The organism is Pseudomonas capeferrum (genome assembly GCF_000731675.1).
GTDB lineage: Bacteria > Pseudomonadota > Gammaproteobacteria > Pseudomonadales > Pseudomonadaceae > Aquipseudomonas > Aquipseudomonas capeferrum.
In genome coordinates this window covers 55,798-71,950 of the sequence record NZ_JMIT01000003.1, presented here as the reverse complement: position 1 = coordinate 71,950, position 16,153 = coordinate 55,798, and the positions used below count along the sequence as shown (strand labels likewise).

The following is a 16,153-nucleotide window of genomic DNA, read 5'->3' as shown; positions in this document are numbered from 1 at the left end:
TGGGGTGGCCCCTAATTGTTGTTGGTCAGCACTGGCATTGGATAATTGGTAAGACCAATTTACAATGTCTGGGCGCTAGGTTAAAAGCGCTGTCGTGGGTGTGTCAATTTGTCCGACACAAAACTTTCGTCGCGTGCCGATGAGCGGGCGTCTGATGAGCTTGGAAAAACACCGGGTGATGGGTGTGTGTGCAGCGCGGATCGGCGAGAATAGGCGCCCCCTGATATTTGCCGGGGGTTTGTGGAGAGCATGTGATGGTTTTTGATCAGGTCCGCCAACGGCGCCTGTCCGACGACATCGTCGATCGGTTGGAAGGGATGATTCTCGAAGGCACGCTGACCTCGGGCCAGCGGCTGCCGGCCGAGCGCGTTCTGGCCGAGCAGTTCGGTGTGTCGCGCCCGTCACTGCGTGAGGCCATCCAGAAGCTGGTGGCCAAGGGGCTGCTGATCAGCCGCCAGGGCGGTGGCAATTACGTCGCCGAGTCACTGGGCTCGACGTTCAGCGACCCGCTGTTGCAGTTGCTGGAGCACAGCCCCGAGGCGCAGCGCGACCTGCTTGAGTTTCGCCATACCTTGGAGGCGTCCTGCGCGTATTACGCGGCCCAGCGCGCCACCGAGCCGGACCGTGCCCGGCTCAAGGCAGCCTTCGACACGCTGCAGGACTGCTATACCCGGGTTGACCAAGTGACGCGGGCAGAGGAGGGCGCAGCGGATGCGCGCTTTCACCTGGCGATTGCCGAGGCCAGCCATAACGCGGTCTTGCTGCATACCATCCGCGGCTTGTTCGACCTGCTCAAGCGCAACGTGGTGACCAACATCGGCGGCATGTACCAACAGCGGACCGAAACCCGGGACATGCTGATCAGTCAGCACCGGGAGCTGTACCTGGCGATTGTCGAGGGCAGGGCGGAGGAGGCGCGGGAGGTTTCCAGCCGGCACATTCTGTATGTGCAGGAGGTGCTGGAAGAGGCGCACGAAGAGGCGCAGCGCGTGGCGCGGGCAGAGCGACGCAGCGGACGCTGAGGTCTGCGTTTGCAGTACCGGCCTCTTCGCGGGGCAAGCCCGCTCCCACACGTAACCCACCGAATTTGAAGGCAGTGGGTTAACTGTGGGAGCGGGCTTGCCCCGCGAAGAGGCCCGCACAGGCTAAAGAAGAGCTAGTCTTCCTTGCCCTTGTTCCGCACGGCACGCTGCAGCTCGCGGTTGGAATCGCGTTCGCGCACGGTGTCGCGCTTGTCGAATTCCTTCTTGCCCTTGCCAAGCGCGATCTCGCACTTGATCAGGTGCTTGCTCCAGTACAGCGCCAAGGCCACACAGGTGTAGCCCTTCTGCGCCACCGCCGCTTCCACACGCTCCAGCTCGCGCTTGTTCAGCAGCAGCTTGCGCGAGCGGATGGGGTCGGCGATGACGTGGGTGCTGGCCGTGGTCAGCGGGGTGATGTGGCTGCCGAACAGCCAGGCTTCGCCATCCTTGAGCAGCACGTAGCTGTCGGTCAGGTGCGCCTTGCCGGCCCGCAGGCTCTTTACTTCCCAACCGGACAGGACCAGCCCGGCCTCGAACTTGTGTTCGATGAAGTAATCGTGTCGCGCTTTCTTGTTTTGCGCGATGGTCCCGGTCGGATGTTTCTTTTGTTTAGCCATAGGGGCGGCATTATAGGCAACTCGATGCGTCGTCGGCTATGGGATTTCGGTGTGCTTGAGCCACCGCAATGAATACCGGACAATACAGGCCCTGTCGTAGGTACAGAACCTGTTTTCGGCACGCTGCGAAGCGCCGCCACCCAGCCTTGGAAGTGACGCCTGGATGACTACCCATATTCAACGCTCCGCCCTGCTGCCGTATCCCGCCCAGGCGCTCTATGATCTGGTCAATGACGTGGCCAGCTACCCGCAGTTCCTGCCGTGGTGCTCTGCCGCTACCGTGATCGAGGCCAGCGACACGCACATGCGGGCCAAGCTCGAAGTGGCCAAGGGCGGCATGAGCCAGCATTTCGTCACGCGCAATGTGCTGGTGCCGGGCCAATCCATCGAAATGAACCTGGAGGAGGGGCCGTTCTCCCAGCTGCATGGTGTGTGGGTGTTCAAGCCATTGGGCGAGAAGGCCTGCAAAATCAGCCTGGACCTGTCCTTCGACTATGCCGGCCCCTTGGTGCGCGCCACATTGGGGCCGCTGTTCAATCAGGCTGCCAACACCCTGGTCGATGCCTTCTGCCAGCGTGCCAAGCAGCTGAATAGCTGAGTGCTGGCCGCAAACGAAAAAGCCCGGGCCTAGGCCCGGGCTTTTTAATGCCACCCGCGTTTATTGCGGGGAGGTTTCCAGCGGTGCTGGCGTCGGGACCGGCGTGGCCTCGATGGTGTCGATTTCGCGCTGGATGGACTCTTCCACCGAACCCGGCTTGGCCGGTTTCTCTTCAGGCTGAGGCGTAGCCTGCTCTGGCTGAGCCGCAGGGCTGACAGTGGTGTCGCTGCTGCCACCGAGGATTTCCTGGTCGCGGCTCACCCCTGGCATGAAGTCGCCCGACAGGCTGACCAGTTGGTCGCCCTCGTTGAAGAAAATGCTCATGCGCTCTTGCTGGCGTTTTCCGCCACCAGGTTGCAGGCTGTACAGGTAGTCCCAACGGTTGGTGTTGAACGTATCCTGAATCAGGGGGTTGCCCATGATAAACCTTACTTGCCGTCGGGTCATTCCCGGGCGTAATTGGTCTATCATGTCCTGCGTGACGACATTGCCCTGCTGGATGTCGATTTTGTAAACCCCGGGAAACGAGCAACCGGCGAGTGCGAGCAGTCCCACTAGGGTGAGGCTGGTTAGCAAGAGCTTGGTGTTTTGCATCGGTGGGCGACTTCCACTATCTTGGCTGGACAACGTAAACCCCGATCATACCCGTATTAAGAGAAGCTGCGAAGCAGCATCGGCGAGAAAGCTGACCATGGTTGAAAATAGCGAATTACGCAAAGCCGGTCTCAAGGTTACCCTGCCTCGAGTAAAGATCCTTCAGATGCTCGACTCTACCGAGCAGCGTCACATGAGTGCCGAGGATGTGTACAAGGCCTTGATGGAAGCTGGTGAGGACGTTGGCCTGGCCACCGTCTACCGCGTGCTGACCCAGTTCGAAGCGGCGGGTCTGGTGGTTCGCCACAACTTCGACGGCGGCCACGCAGTCTTCGAGCTGGCGGATGGCGGTCACCACGACCACATGGTCAACGTGGAAACCAGCGAAGTCATCGAGTTCATGGACGCTGAAATCGAGAAGCGTCAGCGCGAGATCGTGGCCGAGCATGGCTTCGAGCTGGTGGACCACAATCTGGTCCTGTACGTGCGTAAGAAAAAGTAACGATTTCGATCGTTATAAATAGCAAAGGCGACCTTCGGGTCGCCTTTGTGCTTTGTGCTGCAGGAAAATGCTGGGGGCACGGCTCACGCCTTGCCGCTGACCACCATCTTGCGCGCATGCGCCAGGGATTCCTTGGTGAGGTCGATGCCGCCGAGCATGCGCGCCACTTCCTCGACCCGTTCGCGTTTGCCCAGGCTGGCCACCGCCGTGTGGGTGGTGTCGCTGTGGCGCACCTTGTGCACGAACAGGTGGTGGTGCCCTTGCGCCGCGACCTGCGGCAGGTGGGTCACGGTCAGTACCTGGCCGCGTTCACCCAGCCGGCGCAGCAGTTGCCCGACGATTTCGGCGGTGGGGCCGCCGATGCCGACGTCCACTTCGTCGAAGACCAGGGTAGGGATGCGTGAGGTCTGCGCGGTAATCACCTGGATGGCCAGGCTGATGCGTGACAGCTCACCGCCCGAGGCCACTTTCGCCAGGCCTTTGAGCGGTTGCCCCGGGTTGGCGCTTACCAGCAGTTCGATCTGCTCCAGGCCGTGGGGCGACAGGTCGTTGCCCTCGTTAGGGATCAGTTCGATACAGAAGCGCCCGCCCGGCATGCCCAGGCGCTGGACCTCCAGTTCCACGGCCACCGCCAGTTGCTGGGCGGCCTGCTGGCGCAAGGCGCTCAGTTCGCGCGCCCGTTCCTTGTAATGCTGGGCATAGGCCGCCAGTTCTTCGCCCAGGCGCTCGATCGACTCGTCGCTGGCGTTCAGGCCTTCCAGCTCTTCCATCAACCGTTGCTGCAGGTGGGGCAGTTCGGTGGGGTGCACGCGGTGCTTGCGGGCCAGGGTATAGATAGTGTCGAGGCGTTCTTCCAGGGCCTGCAGGCGCATTGGGTCGGCGTCGAAGTGATCGAGGAAGCGGTTGAGCTCGCCCACGGCTTCTTCGACCTGAATCTGCGCACTGGCGATCAGGTTGGCGGCCTCGCCCAAGGCCTTCGGTGAGTTGCTGGCGGCGCCCAGCCGGTTGAGGCTGGCGGTGAGGGCGCTGAGCACATTGCCCGAGTCGCTCTCGCTGCACTGGTCGATGACCTGGCGGCAGATGCCGAACAGGGCCTCGGCATTGGTCAGGTTCTTGTGTTCCTGCTCCAGCTGCTCCAGCTCGTTTTCGCCCAGGCCGAGGTTGTCCAGCTCTTCCAGCTGATAGCTGAGCAGCTGGTGGCGGGCGCGCTGCTCGTCACCTGAATTGGACAGGCGCTCCAGCTCCAGGCGGGTCTGGTTCCAGCGTTTGGCAGCCAGTTGCACCTGGCGGGCCAGGTCGATGGCGCCGGCGTACTCGTCCAGCAGGCGCCGATGGGTGTCGGTCTTGAGCAGCGACTGGTGCTCGTGCTGGCTGTGGATGTCGATCAACAGCTCGCCGAGCGACTTCAAGTCGCCCAGCGGGCAGGGCGTGCCATTGATGTAGCCGCGGCTGCGGCCTTCGGCGGTGATCACCCGGCGCAGGATGCACGGGCCGTCGTTGTCCAGGTCGCGCTCGGCAAGCCAGGTGCGCGCTTCGGGGATATCTGCCAGGTCGAAGGTGGCGAGGATGTCTGCCTTGTCTGCGCCGGGGCGCACCACGCCGCTGTCCGCACGGTCGCCGAGGGCCAGGCCGAGGGCGTCGAGCATGATCGATTTGCCTGCGCCGGTCTCGCCGGTGATGACGGACATGCCGCGGGCAAGTTCGAGGTCAAGGTGCTCGACGATGGCGTAGTTGTGAATAGACAGGTGCAGCAGCATGGGGGCGGCTCCCGAAGGGTCAGGTCTGGTTATTTATACAGTACTTTTTTCTACCCTGACAATGCCCGCTCGCACATTCTCATCCGCCCGGGAAAACCATGTTGCCCCTTGAAGCTGGTTTTTCCGGCCCCATATAGCCGACAACAAAGGCGAGCCTGGCTCGCAATCCAGAAATCTGCGCAGGAGAGACCCAATGGCTGACGAACAGCTGAATGAGAAAGACCTTAACGTCGAAGAGACTGGTGCAGCAGATGTCGGCGCCCGTGTTCTGGAGCTCGAGGAACAGCTGGCCGCCGCCAAGGATCAGTCGCTGCGCGCCGTTGCCGACTTGCAGAACGTGCGCCGTCGCGCCGAGCAGGATGTCGAGAAGGCGCACAAGTTCGCCCTGGAAAAATTCGCTGGCGACCTGTTGCCGGTGATCGACAGCCTGGAGCGCGGCCTGGAACTGTCCAATGCCGACGACGAAAGCATCAAGCCGATGCGTGAAGGCATCGAGCTGACCCTGAAGATGTTCCACGACACCCTCAAGCGCTACAACCTCGAGGCTGTCGACCCGCACGGCGAACCGTTCAATGCCGAGCACCACCAGGCCATGGCCATGGAAGAAAGCGCCGAGGTCGAGCCTAACAGCGTGCTCAAGGTGTTCCAGAAGGGCTACCTGCTCAACGGCCGCCTGCTGCGCCCCGCCATGGTGGTGGTCAGCAAGGCGCCGAGCGCCGCTCAGCCTTCGATCAATGAAAAGGCTTGAAATCTGTCGGGGCAACCCCATCTAGGTGTCAAGCCTTCAAGTATTACCGCAGTTGGCCAAAGTAGTCGCTGCTAACCAAATTCAAGTTTCGGGAGAGTTAACATGGGTAAAATCATCGGTATCGACCTGGGGACCACCAACTCGTGCGTCTCCATCCTGGAAAACGGTAACGTCAAAGTCATCGAAAACGCCGAAGGTGCGCGTACTACCCCTTCGATCGTGGCCTATGCCAACGATGGCGAAATCCTGGTAGGCCAGTCTGCCAAGCGTCAGGCTGTCACCAATCCGCACAACACCCTGTTCGCAGTGAAGCGCCTGATTGGCCGTCGCTTCGAAGAGCAAGTGGTGCAAAAAGACATCGAGCTGGTTCCGTACAAAATCGCCAAGGCCGACAACGGTGACGCCTGGGTCGAAGTCAACGGCCAGAAAATGGCGCCGCCGCAAATCAGCGCCGAAGTCCTGAAAAAGATGAAGAAGACCGCCGAAGACTACCTCGGCGAGCCTGTCACTGAAGCGGTCATCACCGTGCCGGCCTACTTCAACGACAGCCAGCGTCAGGCCACCAAAGACGCCGGCCGCATCGCGGGCTTGGACGTAAAGCGCATCATCAACGAACCGACCGCTGCGGCACTGGCCTATGGCATGGACAAAGCCAAGGGTGACCACACTGTCATCGTTTATGACCTGGGTGGCGGTACCTTCGACGTTTCGGTCATCGAAATCGCCGAAGTCGACGGTGAGCACCAGTTTGAAGTACTGGCTACCAACGGCGACACCTTCCTGGGTGGCGAAGACTTCGACATGCTGCTGATTGACTACCTCGTCGAGGAGTTCAAGAAAGAGTCCGGCATGAACCTGAAGGGCGACCCGCTGGCCATGCAGCGCCTGAAAGAAGCCGCTGAAAAGGCCAAGATCGAGCTGTCGTCCGCGCAGCAGACCGACGTCAACCTGCCGTACATCACTGCAGATGCCACCGGTCCTAAGCACTTGAACGTGAAAATCTCCCGCGCCAAGCTGGAGTCGCTGGTTGAAGGCCTGGTGCAGCGCACCATCGAGCCTTGCCGCATCGCGCTGAAAGATGCCGGCATCGACGCCAGCAAGATCGACGACGTGATCCTGGTCGGCGGCCAGACCCGTATGCCGCTGGTACAGAAAACCGTTGCCGACTTCTTCGGCAAGGAAGCCCGCAAGGACGTCAACCCGGACGAAGCCGTCGCCATGGGCGCCGCTATCCAGGGTGCTGTATTGGCCGGTGACGTGAAAGACGTACTGCTGCTGGACGTCAGCCCGCTGACCTTGGGTATCGAAACCATGGGTGGCGTGATGACTGCGCTGATCGAGAAGAACACCACCATCCCGACCAAGAAGTCGCAGGTGTTCTCGACTGCCGACGACAACCAGAGCGCCGTGACCATTCACGTGCTGCAAGGTGAGCGTAAGCAGGCTTCGAGCAACAAGTCGCTGGGCAAGTTCGACCTGGCCGAGATCCCGCCAGCACCACGCGGTGTTCCACAGATCGAAGTGACCTTCGACATCGACGCCAACGGCATCCTGCACGTCGGCGCGAAAGACAAGGCCACCGGCAAGACCCAGTCGATCGTGATCAAGGCCAACTCCGGCCTGTCCGATGACGAAATCGAGCGCATGGTGCGTGACGCCGAGGCCAACGCCGAGGAAGACCGCAAGTTCGAAGAGCTGGCCGCTGCCCGTAACCAGGGTGATGCACTGGTTCACTCGACCCGCAAGATGGTCGCTGATGCAGGTGACAAGGTCACCGCTGAAGAGAAAACCGCCATCGAAGCGGCAGTCGTTGCCCTGGAAGCCGCTGTCAAAGGCGACGACAAGGCCGCGATCGAAGCCAAGGTCGAAGAGCTGTCCAAGGTCTCCGCGCCAGTGGCTCAGAAGATGTACGCCGAGCAGCAAGCCGAACAGCCTCAGGGCGGCGCGCAGCAGGCCGAACCGGAAGCCAAGCACGATGACGTGGTTGACGCCGAGTTCGAAGAAGTAAAAGGCGACGACAAGAAGTAATTTTTGCATGTTGTCGGCCAGCTCACCGCCGTTTGGCGGTGAGCTGGTAGGATGTCGCCGCGCGGGGGCTTGCTCCCGCGTTGGTGTGTCTGGAATACGCGAATTTTTACAGCATCTGTCAGGACGCATTCGCGCGGCAGGTGCTTACGGCACAGCGCCCATGCGCCTATGCGCAGCGCTCTGTCGAACGCCCTCAAGAGTGCAAATGACCTATGGCAAAGCGTGATTATTATGAGGTCCTGGGTGTCGAGCGTGGCGCCAACGAAGGTGATCTCAAAAAGGCCTATCGCCGCCTGGCGATGAAGTACCACCCCGACCGCAACCCGGGCGACAAGGAGTCGGAAGAGCAGTTCAAGGAGGCCAACGAGGCCTACGAAGTGCTGTCCGATGCCAGCAAGCGCGCGGCCTATGACCAGTATGGTCACGCCGGCGTCGACCCTAGCATGGGTGGCGGTGGTGCCGGCTTCGGTGGTGCCAACTTCTCCGACATCTTCGGCGATGTGTTCAGTGATTTCTTCGGTGGCGGCCGTGGCGGCTCGCGCGGTGGCGCCCAGCGTGGCAGCGACCTGCGTTACACCCTGGAGCTGAACCTGGAAGAAGCGGTGCGTGGCACCACGGTCAGTATCCGCGTTCCTACCCTGGTCAACTGCAACCCTTGTGATGGTTCCGGTGCGAAGAAGGGCTCGACCCCGTCGACCTGCCCGACCTGCGGCGGTATCGGCCAGGTGCGCATGCAGCAAGGCTTCTTCTCGGTGCAGCAGACCTGCCCGCGCTGCCATGGCCAGGGCAAGATCATCACCGACCCTTGCGGCGCGTGCCACGGCGAAGGCCGTGTCGAGGAATACAAGACGCTGTCGGTCAAGGTGCCGGCCGGTGTCGATACCGGTGACCGCATTCGCCTGTCGGGCGAGGGCGAGGCCGGTACCCATGGTGGCCCGACTGGCGACCTGTACGTGGTCATCAACGTGCGTGAGCACGAGATCTTCCAGCGCGATGGCAAGCACCTGTACTGCGAAGTGCCAATCAGCTACACCGACGCTGCCCTGGGTGGCGAGCTGGAAGTGCCGACCCTCGATGGCCGGGTGAAGCTGAAGATCCCGGAAGGCACCCAGACCGGCAAGCAGTTCCGTCTGCGCGGCAAAGGTGTGGCACCGGTTCGCGGTGGTGGGGCAGGTGACCTGCTGTGCCGCGTGGCGGTGGAAACCCCGGTCAACCTCAGCCGTCGCCAGCGCGAGCTGCTCGAAGAGCTGCGTGATTCGCTGGAAGGCGACAGCTCCCATTCGCCCAAGGCCAATGGCTGGTTCGATGGCGTGAAGCGCTTCTTCGGCGATCTCTGACAAGGAACAGGTTATGCGACGTATTGCGGTAATGGGCGCGGCAGGGCGGATGGGCAAGACCCTTGTCGAAGCTGTGCAGCACCAAGCGCCTCAGGCGGGTTTGACGGCGGCGATCCATCGCCCTGACAGCAGCCTGGTAGGGGCTGATGCAGGGGAGTTGGCGGCCTTGGGTCGTATTGGCGTGCCGATCTCCGACGACTTGGTCAAGGTTGTGGACGAGTTCGACGTGCTGATCGACTTCACGCACCCTTCAGTGACCCTGAAGAACCTCGCGTTCTGCCGCAAGGCGGGCAAGGCCATGGTCATTGGCACTACTGGCTTTACGCCGGAAGAGAAAGCGTTGCTGGTCGAAGCGGGCAAGGATATCCCGATCGTCTTTGCCGCCAACTTCAGCGTTGGCGTCAACCTGTGCCTGAAGCTGCTGGACACCGCAGCGCGCGTGCTGGGCGACGAGGTCGACATCGAGATCCTCGAGGCGCACCACCGGCACAAGGTCGATGCGCCGTCGGGTACTGCGCTGCGCATGGGTGAAGTGGTGGCTCAGGCGTTGGGGCGTGACCTGAAGGAAGTGGCCGTGTATGGCCGCGAAGGCCAGACCGGTGCGCGTGATCGCCAGACCATCGGCTTCGCTACCGTGCGTGCCGGTGACGTGGTGGGTGACCACACCGTGCTGTTCGCTGCCGAAGGCGAGCGGGTGGAGATCACCCACAAGGCCTCGAGCCGCATGACCTTCGCCAAGGGTGCGGTGCGTGCCGCGCTGTGGCTGGATGGGCGTGAGCCGGGGCTGTACGACATGCAGGACGTGCTGGGGCTGCACTGATCTGTGTGGGAGCGGTCTGGTGTCGTGAAAGGGTCGCAGAGCGGGCCCGGGGTGTAGCGGCGCCGCTGGAATCCCGGGACTGCTGCGCAGTCCTTTCGCGACGCAAGGCCGCTCCTACAGGTCCCCAATGCCAGCGAGGTCAGCCTGTCGCAATCATGTGTTTTAGAGACACATATACGGTAGACCGAAAACGCACTTTTCTGTAAGCTACAGCTTTAGTGTGTCCACTAAAAGCGCGCAGCGAATTGAATTCAGCACATGAAAGCGGGGTGACGTGTCCATACGTCACTCCGCTTTTTTGCAACCTGCGATCGCCCTTTCATGCTTGATTTACGGGAGGTCTTCTTGACAAAGCCAGCCATACTCGCCCTTGCCGACGGCAGTATTTTTCGCGGTGAAGCCATCGGTGCCGACGGTCAGACCGTTGGTGAGGTGGTGTTCAACACCGCTATGACCGGCTACCAGGAAATCCTTACAGACCCTTCCTACGCCCAGCAAATCGTTACCCTGACCTATCCGCACATCGGCAACACCGGTACCACCCCGGAAGACGCCGAGTCGAACCGTGTCTGGTCTGCCGGCCTGGTCATCCGTGACCTGCCGCTGCTGGCCAGCAACTGGCGTAACACCCAGTCGCTGCCTGACTACCTCAAGGCCAACAACGTCGTCGCCATCGCCGGCATCGACACCCGTCGCCTGACCCGTATCCTGCGTGAAAAGGGCGCTCAGAACGGCTGCATCCTCGCCGGTGACAACATCAGCGAAGAAGCCGCCATCGCCGCTGCCCGCGCCTTCCCGGGCCTCAAGGGCATGGACCTGGCCAAGGTCGTTTCCACCAAAGAGCGTTACGAGTGGCGCTCCAGCGTGTGGGAACTGAAAACCGACAGCCACCCGACCCTGGAAGCTTCCGAGCTGCCTTACCACGTGGTCGCCTTCGACTACGGCGTCAAGCTGAACATCCTGCGCATGCTGGTTGCTCGTGGCTGCCGCGTGACCGTGGTGCCTGCCCAGACCCCGGCCAGCGAAGTGCTCGCACTCAACCCTGATGGCGTGTTCCTGTCCAACGGCCCTGGTGATCCGGAGCCTTGCGACTACGCCATCCAGGCCATCAAGGAAGTCCTTGAAACCGAGATCCCGGTATTCGGTATCTGCCTCGGCCACCAGCTGCTGGCCCTGGCCTCCGGCGCCAAGACCGTCAAGATGGGCCACGGCCACCACGGTGCCAACCACCCGGTCCAGGACCTGGACACCGGCGTGGTCATGATCACCAGCCAGAACCACGGTTTCGCCGTTGACGAAGCCACGCTGCCGGGCAACGTCCGCGCCATCCACAAGTCGCTGTTCGACGGTACCCTGCAGGGCATCGAGCGCACCGACAAGAGCGCGTTCAGCTTCCAGGGCCACCCTGAAGCGAGCCCAGGCCCGACTGACGTCGCGCCACTGTTCGATCGTTTCATCGATGCCATGGCCAAGCGCCGCTGAGCATCCTGCATCAAGGCCCCGGGCCGGCTCGCGCCGCGCCCGGAAGCGCCTGACCCAGATTGTTCAAGACGGCTTGCCGACTGACCCGCGGATTTGAGTGACAACCATGCCAAAACGTACAGACATCAAAAGCATCCTGATTCTCGGCGCTGGCCCGATCGTGATCGGCCAGGCCTGTGAATTCGACTACTCCGGCGCCCAGGCTTGCAAAGCCCTGCGCGAGGAAGGCTATCGCGTCATCCTGGTGAACTCCAACCCGGCCACCATCATGACCGACCCGGCCATGGCCGACGCCACCTACATCGAGCCGATCAAATGGCAGTCGGTGGCCAAGATCATCGAGCAGGAGCGCCCTGACGCCGTCCTGCCGACCATGGGCGGCCAAACCGCACTGAACTGCGCCCTGGACCTGGAGCGCCACGGCGTTCTGGAAAAGTTCGGCGTAGAGATGATCGGCGCCAACGCCGACACCATCGACAAGGCAGAAGACCGTTCGCGCTTCGACAAGGCGATGAAAGACATCGGCCTGGAATGCCCGCGCTCCGGTATCGCCCACAGCATGGAGGAGGCCAATGCGGTCCTCGAGAAGCTCGGCTTCCCATGCATCATCCGTCCGTCCTTCACCATGGGCGGCACCGGTGGTGGTATCGCCTACAACCGTGAAGAGTTCGAAGAAATCTGCGCCCGTGGTCTGGACCTGTCGCCGACCAAAGAGCTGCTGATCGACGAATCGCTGATCGGCTGGAAGGAATACGAGATGGAGGTGGTCCGCGACAAGAAGGACAACTGCATCATCGTCTGCTCGATCGAGAACTTCGACCCGATGGGCGTGCACACCGGCGACTCGATCACCGTTGCCCCAGCCCAGACCCTGACCGACAAGGAATACCAGATCATGCGCAACGCCTCGCTGGCGGTGCTGCGTGAAATCGGTGTCGAAACCGGCGGTTCCAACGTGCAGTTCGGTATCTGCCCAGACACCGGCCGCATGGTCGTGATCGAGATGAACCCGCGTGTATCGCGTTCGTCGGCCCTGGCTTCCAAGGCCACCGGCTTCCCGATCGCCAAGATCGCCGCCAAGCTGGCTGTCGGCTACACCCTCGATGAGCTGCAGAACGACATCACCGGCGGCCGTACCCCGGCGTCGTTCGAACCGTCGATCGACTACGTCGTCACCAAGCTGCCACGTTTCGCCTTCGAGAAATTCCCGAAAGCCGACGCCCGCCTGACCACCCAGATGAAATCCGTGGGTGAAGTCATGGCCATCGGCCGTACCTTCCAGGAATCCCTGCAGAAAGCCCTGCGCGGCCTGGAAGTCGGTGTTTGCGGTCTGGACCCGAAAGTTGACCTGGCCAGCGCCGAAGCGGCCAGCATCCTCAAGCGCGAGCTGACCGTGCCGGGCGCCGAGCGTATCTGGTATGTGGCCGACGCCATGCGTTCGGGCATGACCTGCGAAGAGATCTTCGCCTTGACCGGCATCGACATGTGGTTCCTGGTTCAGATGGAAGACCTGATCAAGGAAGAAGAGAAGGTCAAGACCCTGGCCCTGTCGGCCATCGATAAAGGCATGATGCTGCGCCTCAAGCGCAAAGGCTTCTCGGACCAGCGCCTGGCTGTGCTGCTCGGCATTACCGACAAGAACCTGCGTCGTCACCGCCACAAGCTGGAAGTGTTCCCGGTCTACAAGCGCGTCGACACCTGCGCTGCCGAGTTCGCCACCGACACCGCCTACCTGTATTCGACCTACGAGGAAGAGTGCGAGGCCAACCCGTCGACCCGCGACAAGATCATGATCCTGGGTGGCGGCCCTAACCGTATCGGCCAAGGCATCGAGTTCGACTACTGCTGCGTGCACGCGGCCCTGGCGCTGCGTGAAGACGGTTACGAGACCATCATGGTCAACTGCAACCCGGAAACCGTCTCCACCGACTACGACACCTCCGACCGTCTGTACTTCGAGCCGCTGACCCTGGAAGACGTGCTGGAAGTCTGCCGTGTCGAGAAGCCGAAGGGCGTGATCGTTCACTACGGCGGCCAGACCCCGCTGAAACTGGCACGCGCCCTGGAAGAAGCCGGCGTACCGATCATCGGTACCAGCCCGGACGCCATTGACCGCGCCGAAGACCGCGAGCGCTTCCAGCAGATGGTTCAGCGCCTGAACCTGCTGCAGCCGCCAAACGCGACCGTGCGCAGCGAAGACGAGGCCATCCGTGCCGCTGGCGGTATCGGTTACCCACTGGTGGTGCGCCCGTCGTACGTACTGGGTGGCCGCGCCATGGAGATCGTCTACGAGCTGGACGAGCTCAAGCGCTACCTGCGTGAAGCCGTACAGGTGTCCAACGACAGCCCGGTGCTGCTCGACCACTTCCTCAACTGCGCCATCGAGATGGACGTGGATGCGGTCTGCGACGGCACCGACGTGGTGATCGGCGCGATCATGCAGCACATCGAGCAGGCCGGCGTTCACTCCGGTGACTCGGCGTGCTCGCTGCCACCGTACTCGCTGCCGGCTCACGTGCAGGACGAAGTCCGCGAACAGGTCAAGAAAATGGCCCTGGAGCTGGGCGTTGTCGGCCTGATGAACGTTCAGCTGGCCCTGCAGGGCGACAAGATCTACGTGATCGAAGTCAACCCGCGCGCTTCGCGTACCGTGCCGTTCGTCTCCAAGTGCATCGGCACCTCGCTGGCCATGATTGCCGCCCGCGTGATGGCGGGTAAAACCCTGAAAGAGATCGGTTTCACCAAAGAAATCATCCCGAACTTCTACAGCGTCAAGGAAGCCGTCTTCCCGTTCGCCAAGTTCCCAGGGGTTGACCCGATCCTCGGCCCTGAGATGAAATCGACCGGTGAAGTCATGGGCGTCGGTGACAGCTTCGGTGAAGCGTTCGCCAAGGCTCAGATGGGTGCCAGCGAAGTGCTGCCAACCGGCGGTACCGCGTTCATCAGCGTGCGTGACGACGACAAGCCACAAGTGGCTGGCGTTGCCCGCGACCTGATCGCCCTGGGCTTCGAAGTGGTTGCCACTGCCGGCACCGCCAAGGTTATCGAGGCGGCAGGCCTGAAAGTGCGCCGTGTGAACAAAGTGACCGAAGGTCGCCCGCACGTGGTCGACATGATCAAGAACGACGAAGTGTCGCTGATCATCAACACCACCGAAGGCCGTCAGTCGATCGCTGATTCCTACTCGATTCGTCGCAATGCGCTGCAGCACAAGATTTACTGCACCACCACCATTGCGGCCGGTGAAGCCATCTGCGAAGCGCTGAAGTTTGGTCCCGAGAAGACCGTTCGTCGCTTGCAGGATCTGCATGCAGGACTCAAAGCATGAGCATTACCAAATACCCGATGACCGTCCAGGGCGCTCGCGCCCTGGAAGAGGAGCACCTGTTCCTGAGCAAGACCGAGCGCCCGCGCCTGAGCCAGGCGATCGGTGAAGCACGCGAGCTGGGTGACCTCAAGGAAAACGCCGAATACCATGCCGCCCGTGAAGAGCAGGGCATGGTCGAGGCGCGTATCCGCGATATCGAAGGCCGCCTGCAGAACTCGGTGGTGATCGATGTGACCTCTATCCCGCACACCGGCAAGGTCATTTTCGGCACTACCGTCGAGCTGGCCAATACCGAAACCGACGAGCGCGTGAAGTACCAGATCGTGGGTGAAGACGAAGCCAACATCAAGCTGGGCAAGCTGTCGGCAGGCGCGCCGATTGCCCGTGCCATCATCGGCAAGGAAGAAGGTGATATCGTCGTCATCAAGACGCCAAGTGGCACGGTCGAGTACGAGATTGTCGAAGTCCAGCACATCTGACCGGCGCCTGCGGGCGCCATCCCTTGAAGGGATCCTCTGGCAGCTGGCCCAGGTTTTCTGGGTCGGCGGCTTGTGGGTGTTTCATGTGGGGCTGGTGCCCGCGCTCAAGGTCAGTGGCCTGGCGCCCCTGCTGGTGCAGGATATTGCCGGGCAGATCGACCGCTGGTTGATTGGCGTGGCCTTGCTTGGCTTGTTGACCCAGCTGGCGGTATTGGCGAGGGTGGATGGCCTGGCGGCCTGGTGGCGACAGTTCCGTGGCCAGATGCTGTTGCTCGGCTTTGGTGCCTGCGTGGGGTATTACACCTTGCGCTACGGTATATCCGTGGGCGAGCGCTGGCAGATGTTCTGTTTCCTGGTGCTGGGTTTTTCCGGCATCGTGCTGGTGGCCCAGCCAGTACCGGTCAGGGCGCGCAAGGCGCGCCACTGATCGGAGCCGCTATTACTTGAAGCGGTGGACGTTCGACAGCTGCTTGTTCGGCTGCGGGTTCTTGCGGTAGATCAGCGCTTTCTTGCCGATGGTCTGCACCAGTTCAGCACGGCCGACCTTGCACAACTCGGCAATGGCGGCAGCGCGTTCTTCGCGATCTTCGGAGCGAATCTCGACCTTGATCAGTTCATGATCGGCGAGTGCGCGTTCCAGTTCGGCAGCAACGCCTTCGTTAACACCGTTGCCAGCAACGATCAGGACCGGCTTCAGGTCATGACCAATGGACTTGTATTGCTTCTTCTGCTCGTTATTGAGCGGCATAATCTGACCCTTTCCGTCTGATTCTGTAAAATTGACAGGCATTTTACCCGAGGGCCCCCGGCTCCGCCCAGTCAATCACGACGCATATCATCG

General features: G+C 61.7%; 15 protein-coding genes. 11 read left to right on the top strand and 4 right to left on the bottom strand.

What is annotated here, in order from left to right:
• The first annotated feature begins 254 nt into the window (after nt 1-254).
• The gene (locus PC358_RS18045; protein ID WP_033701616.1) at nt 255-1,022 is read left to right on the top strand and encodes an FCD domain-containing protein; all 768 of its coding nucleotides are present in this window, start codon (nt 255-257) and stop codon (nt 1,020-1,022) included.
• A gap of 134 nt (nt 1,023-1,156) precedes the next feature.
• Here the strand turns inward: PC358_RS18045 and smpB are convergent, their stop codons facing one another.
• Nucleotides 1,157-1,639 carry an SsrA-binding protein SmpB gene (smpB, locus tag PC358_RS18040; protein ID WP_012312633.1) on the bottom strand — a complete coding sequence of 161 codons (483 nt, stop codon included), beginning with the start codon at nt 1,637-1,639 and terminating at the stop codon, nt 1,157-1,159.
• A gap of 163 nt (nt 1,640-1,802) precedes the next feature.
• Between smpB and PC358_RS18035 the strand changes: the two genes are divergently transcribed.
• Entirely contained in the window at nt 1,803-2,237 is a 435-nt protein-coding gene (locus tag PC358_RS18035) for a type II toxin-antitoxin system RatA family toxin (RefSeq protein ID WP_033701615.1), read from the top strand.
• A 60-nt stretch (nt 2,238-2,297) separates the two neighbouring features.
• On the opposite strand, the gene bamE is transcribed toward PC358_RS18035, so the two are convergent.
• Nucleotides 2,298-2,831, bottom strand: a complete 534-nt coding sequence (bamE, locus tag PC358_RS18030; RefSeq protein WP_033701613.1) for an outer membrane protein assembly factor BamE domain-containing protein — start codon at nt 2,829-2,831, stop codon at nt 2,298-2,300.
• A 97-nt stretch (nt 2,832-2,928) separates the two neighbouring features.
• Between bamE and fur the strand changes: the two genes are divergently transcribed.
• Entirely contained in the window at nt 2,929-3,333 is a 405-nt protein-coding gene (gene fur / locus PC358_RS18025) for a ferric iron uptake transcriptional regulator (protein WP_019470441.1), read from the top strand.
• Between the two features lie 83 nt (nt 3,334-3,416).
• On the opposite strand, the gene recN is transcribed toward fur, so the two are convergent.
• Nucleotides 3,417-5,090 (bottom strand): DNA repair protein RecN, encoded by a 1,674-nt coding sequence (gene recN / locus PC358_RS18020; protein ID WP_033701611.1) that lies wholly within the window; start codon nt 5,088-5,090, stop codon nt 3,417-3,419.
• Between the two features lie 193 nt (nt 5,091-5,283).
• Here recN and grpE point away from each other — a divergent pair, with 193 nt between their 5' ends.
• From grpE to PC358_RS17980, 8 genes are all read left to right on the top strand, one after another.
• Nucleotides 5,284-5,838: a nucleotide exchange factor GrpE gene (gene grpE / locus PC358_RS18015; RefSeq protein ID WP_033701610.1), complete on the top strand. Its 555-nt coding sequence runs from the start codon at nt 5,284-5,286 to the stop codon at nt 5,836-5,838.
• 102 nt (nt 5,839-5,940) lie between these two features.
• Nucleotides 5,941-7,866, top strand: coding sequence for a molecular chaperone DnaK (dnaK, locus tag PC358_RS18010; RefSeq protein ID WP_033701608.1), 1,926 nt, complete (start codon nt 5,941-5,943; stop codon nt 7,864-7,866).
• Nucleotides 7,867-8,078: 212 nt separating this feature from the next.
• Nucleotides 8,079-9,203: a molecular chaperone DnaJ gene (dnaJ, locus tag PC358_RS18005; RefSeq protein WP_033701606.1), complete on the top strand. Its 1,125-nt coding sequence runs from the start codon at nt 8,079-8,081 to the stop codon at nt 9,201-9,203.
• A 13-nt stretch (nt 9,204-9,216) separates the two neighbouring features.
• Nucleotides 9,217-10,023 carry a 4-hydroxy-tetrahydrodipicolinate reductase gene (gene dapB / locus PC358_RS18000; RefSeq protein WP_033701604.1) on the top strand — a complete coding sequence of 269 codons (807 nt, stop codon included), beginning with the start codon at nt 9,217-9,219 and terminating at the stop codon, nt 10,021-10,023.
• A gap of 345 nt (nt 10,024-10,368) precedes the next feature.
• Nucleotides 10,369-11,505, top strand: coding sequence for a glutamine-hydrolyzing carbamoyl-phosphate synthase small subunit (gene carA, locus PC358_RS17995; protein WP_033701601.1), 1,137 nt, complete (start codon nt 10,369-10,371; stop codon nt 11,503-11,505).
• Nucleotides 11,506-11,611: 106 nt separating this feature from the next.
• The gene (carB, locus tag PC358_RS17990) at nt 11,612-14,833 is read left to right on the top strand and encodes a carbamoyl-phosphate synthase large subunit (protein ID WP_033701599.1); all 3,222 of its coding nucleotides are present in this window, start codon (nt 11,612-11,614) and stop codon (nt 14,831-14,833) included.
• Entirely contained in the window at nt 14,830-15,312 is a 483-nt protein-coding gene (gene greA / locus PC358_RS17985; RefSeq protein ID WP_077068663.1) for a transcription elongation factor GreA, read from the top strand. The genes carB and greA overlap by 4 nt, the downstream gene beginning before the upstream one ends.
• The gene (locus PC358_RS17980; RefSeq protein ID WP_081874760.1) at nt 15,290-15,739 is read left to right on the top strand and encodes an MFS transporter; all 450 of its coding nucleotides are present in this window, start codon (nt 15,290-15,292) and stop codon (nt 15,737-15,739) included. Before greA ends, PC358_RS17980 begins: the two co-directional genes overlap by 23 nt.
• A gap of 12 nt (nt 15,740-15,751) precedes the next feature.
• Here the strand turns inward: PC358_RS17980 and PC358_RS17975 are convergent, their stop codons facing one another.
• Nucleotides 15,752-16,060 carry a YhbY family RNA-binding protein gene (locus tag PC358_RS17975; RefSeq protein ID WP_033701598.1) on the bottom strand — a complete coding sequence of 103 codons (309 nt, stop codon included), beginning with the start codon at nt 16,058-16,060 and terminating at the stop codon, nt 15,752-15,754.
• Nucleotides 16,061-16,153 lie beyond the last annotated feature (93 nt).

Excerpts from the sequence above, each read along its gene's own strand:
- bamE (WP_033701613.1), bottom strand. The coding sequence starts at position 2,831 with ATGCAAAACACCAAGCTCTTGCTAACCAGCCTCACCCTAGTGGGACTG.
- grpE (WP_033701610.1), top strand. The coding sequence starts at position 5,284 with ATGGCTGACGAACAGCTGAATGAGAAAGACCTTAACGTCGAAGAGACT.
- carB (WP_033701599.1), top strand. The coding sequence starts at position 11,612 with ATGCCAAAACGTACAGACATCAAAAGCATCCTGATTCTCGGCGCTGGC.
- recN (WP_033701611.1), bottom strand. The coding sequence starts at position 5,090 with ATGCTGCTGCACCTGTCTATTCACAACTACGCCATCGTCGAGCACCTT.
- fur (WP_019470441.1), top strand. The coding sequence starts at position 2,929 with ATGGTTGAAAATAGCGAATTACGCAAAGCCGGTCTCAAGGTTACCCTG.
- PC358_RS17975 (WP_033701598.1), bottom strand. The coding sequence starts at position 16,060 with ATGCCGCTCAATAACGAGCAGAAGAAGCAATACAAGTCCATTGGTCAT.
- greA (WP_077068663.1), top strand. The coding sequence starts at position 14,830 with ATGAGCATTACCAAATACCCGATGACCGTCCAGGGCGCTCGCGCCCTG.
- smpB (WP_012312633.1), bottom strand. The coding sequence starts at position 1,639 with ATGGCTAAACAAAAGAAACATCCGACCGGGACCATCGCGCAAAACAAG.
- PC358_RS18045 (WP_033701616.1), top strand. The coding sequence starts at position 255 with ATGGTTTTTGATCAGGTCCGCCAACGGCGCCTGTCCGACGACATCGTC.
- PC358_RS18035 (WP_033701615.1), top strand. The coding sequence starts at position 1,803 with ATGACTACCCATATTCAACGCTCCGCCCTGCTGCCGTATCCCGCCCAG.
- dnaK (WP_033701608.1), top strand. The coding sequence starts at position 5,941 with ATGGGTAAAATCATCGGTATCGACCTGGGGACCACCAACTCGTGCGTC.
- dnaJ (WP_033701606.1), top strand. The coding sequence starts at position 8,079 with ATGGCAAAGCGTGATTATTATGAGGTCCTGGGTGTCGAGCGTGGCGCC.
- dapB (WP_033701604.1), top strand. The coding sequence starts at position 9,217 with ATGCGACGTATTGCGGTAATGGGCGCGGCAGGGCGGATGGGCAAGACC.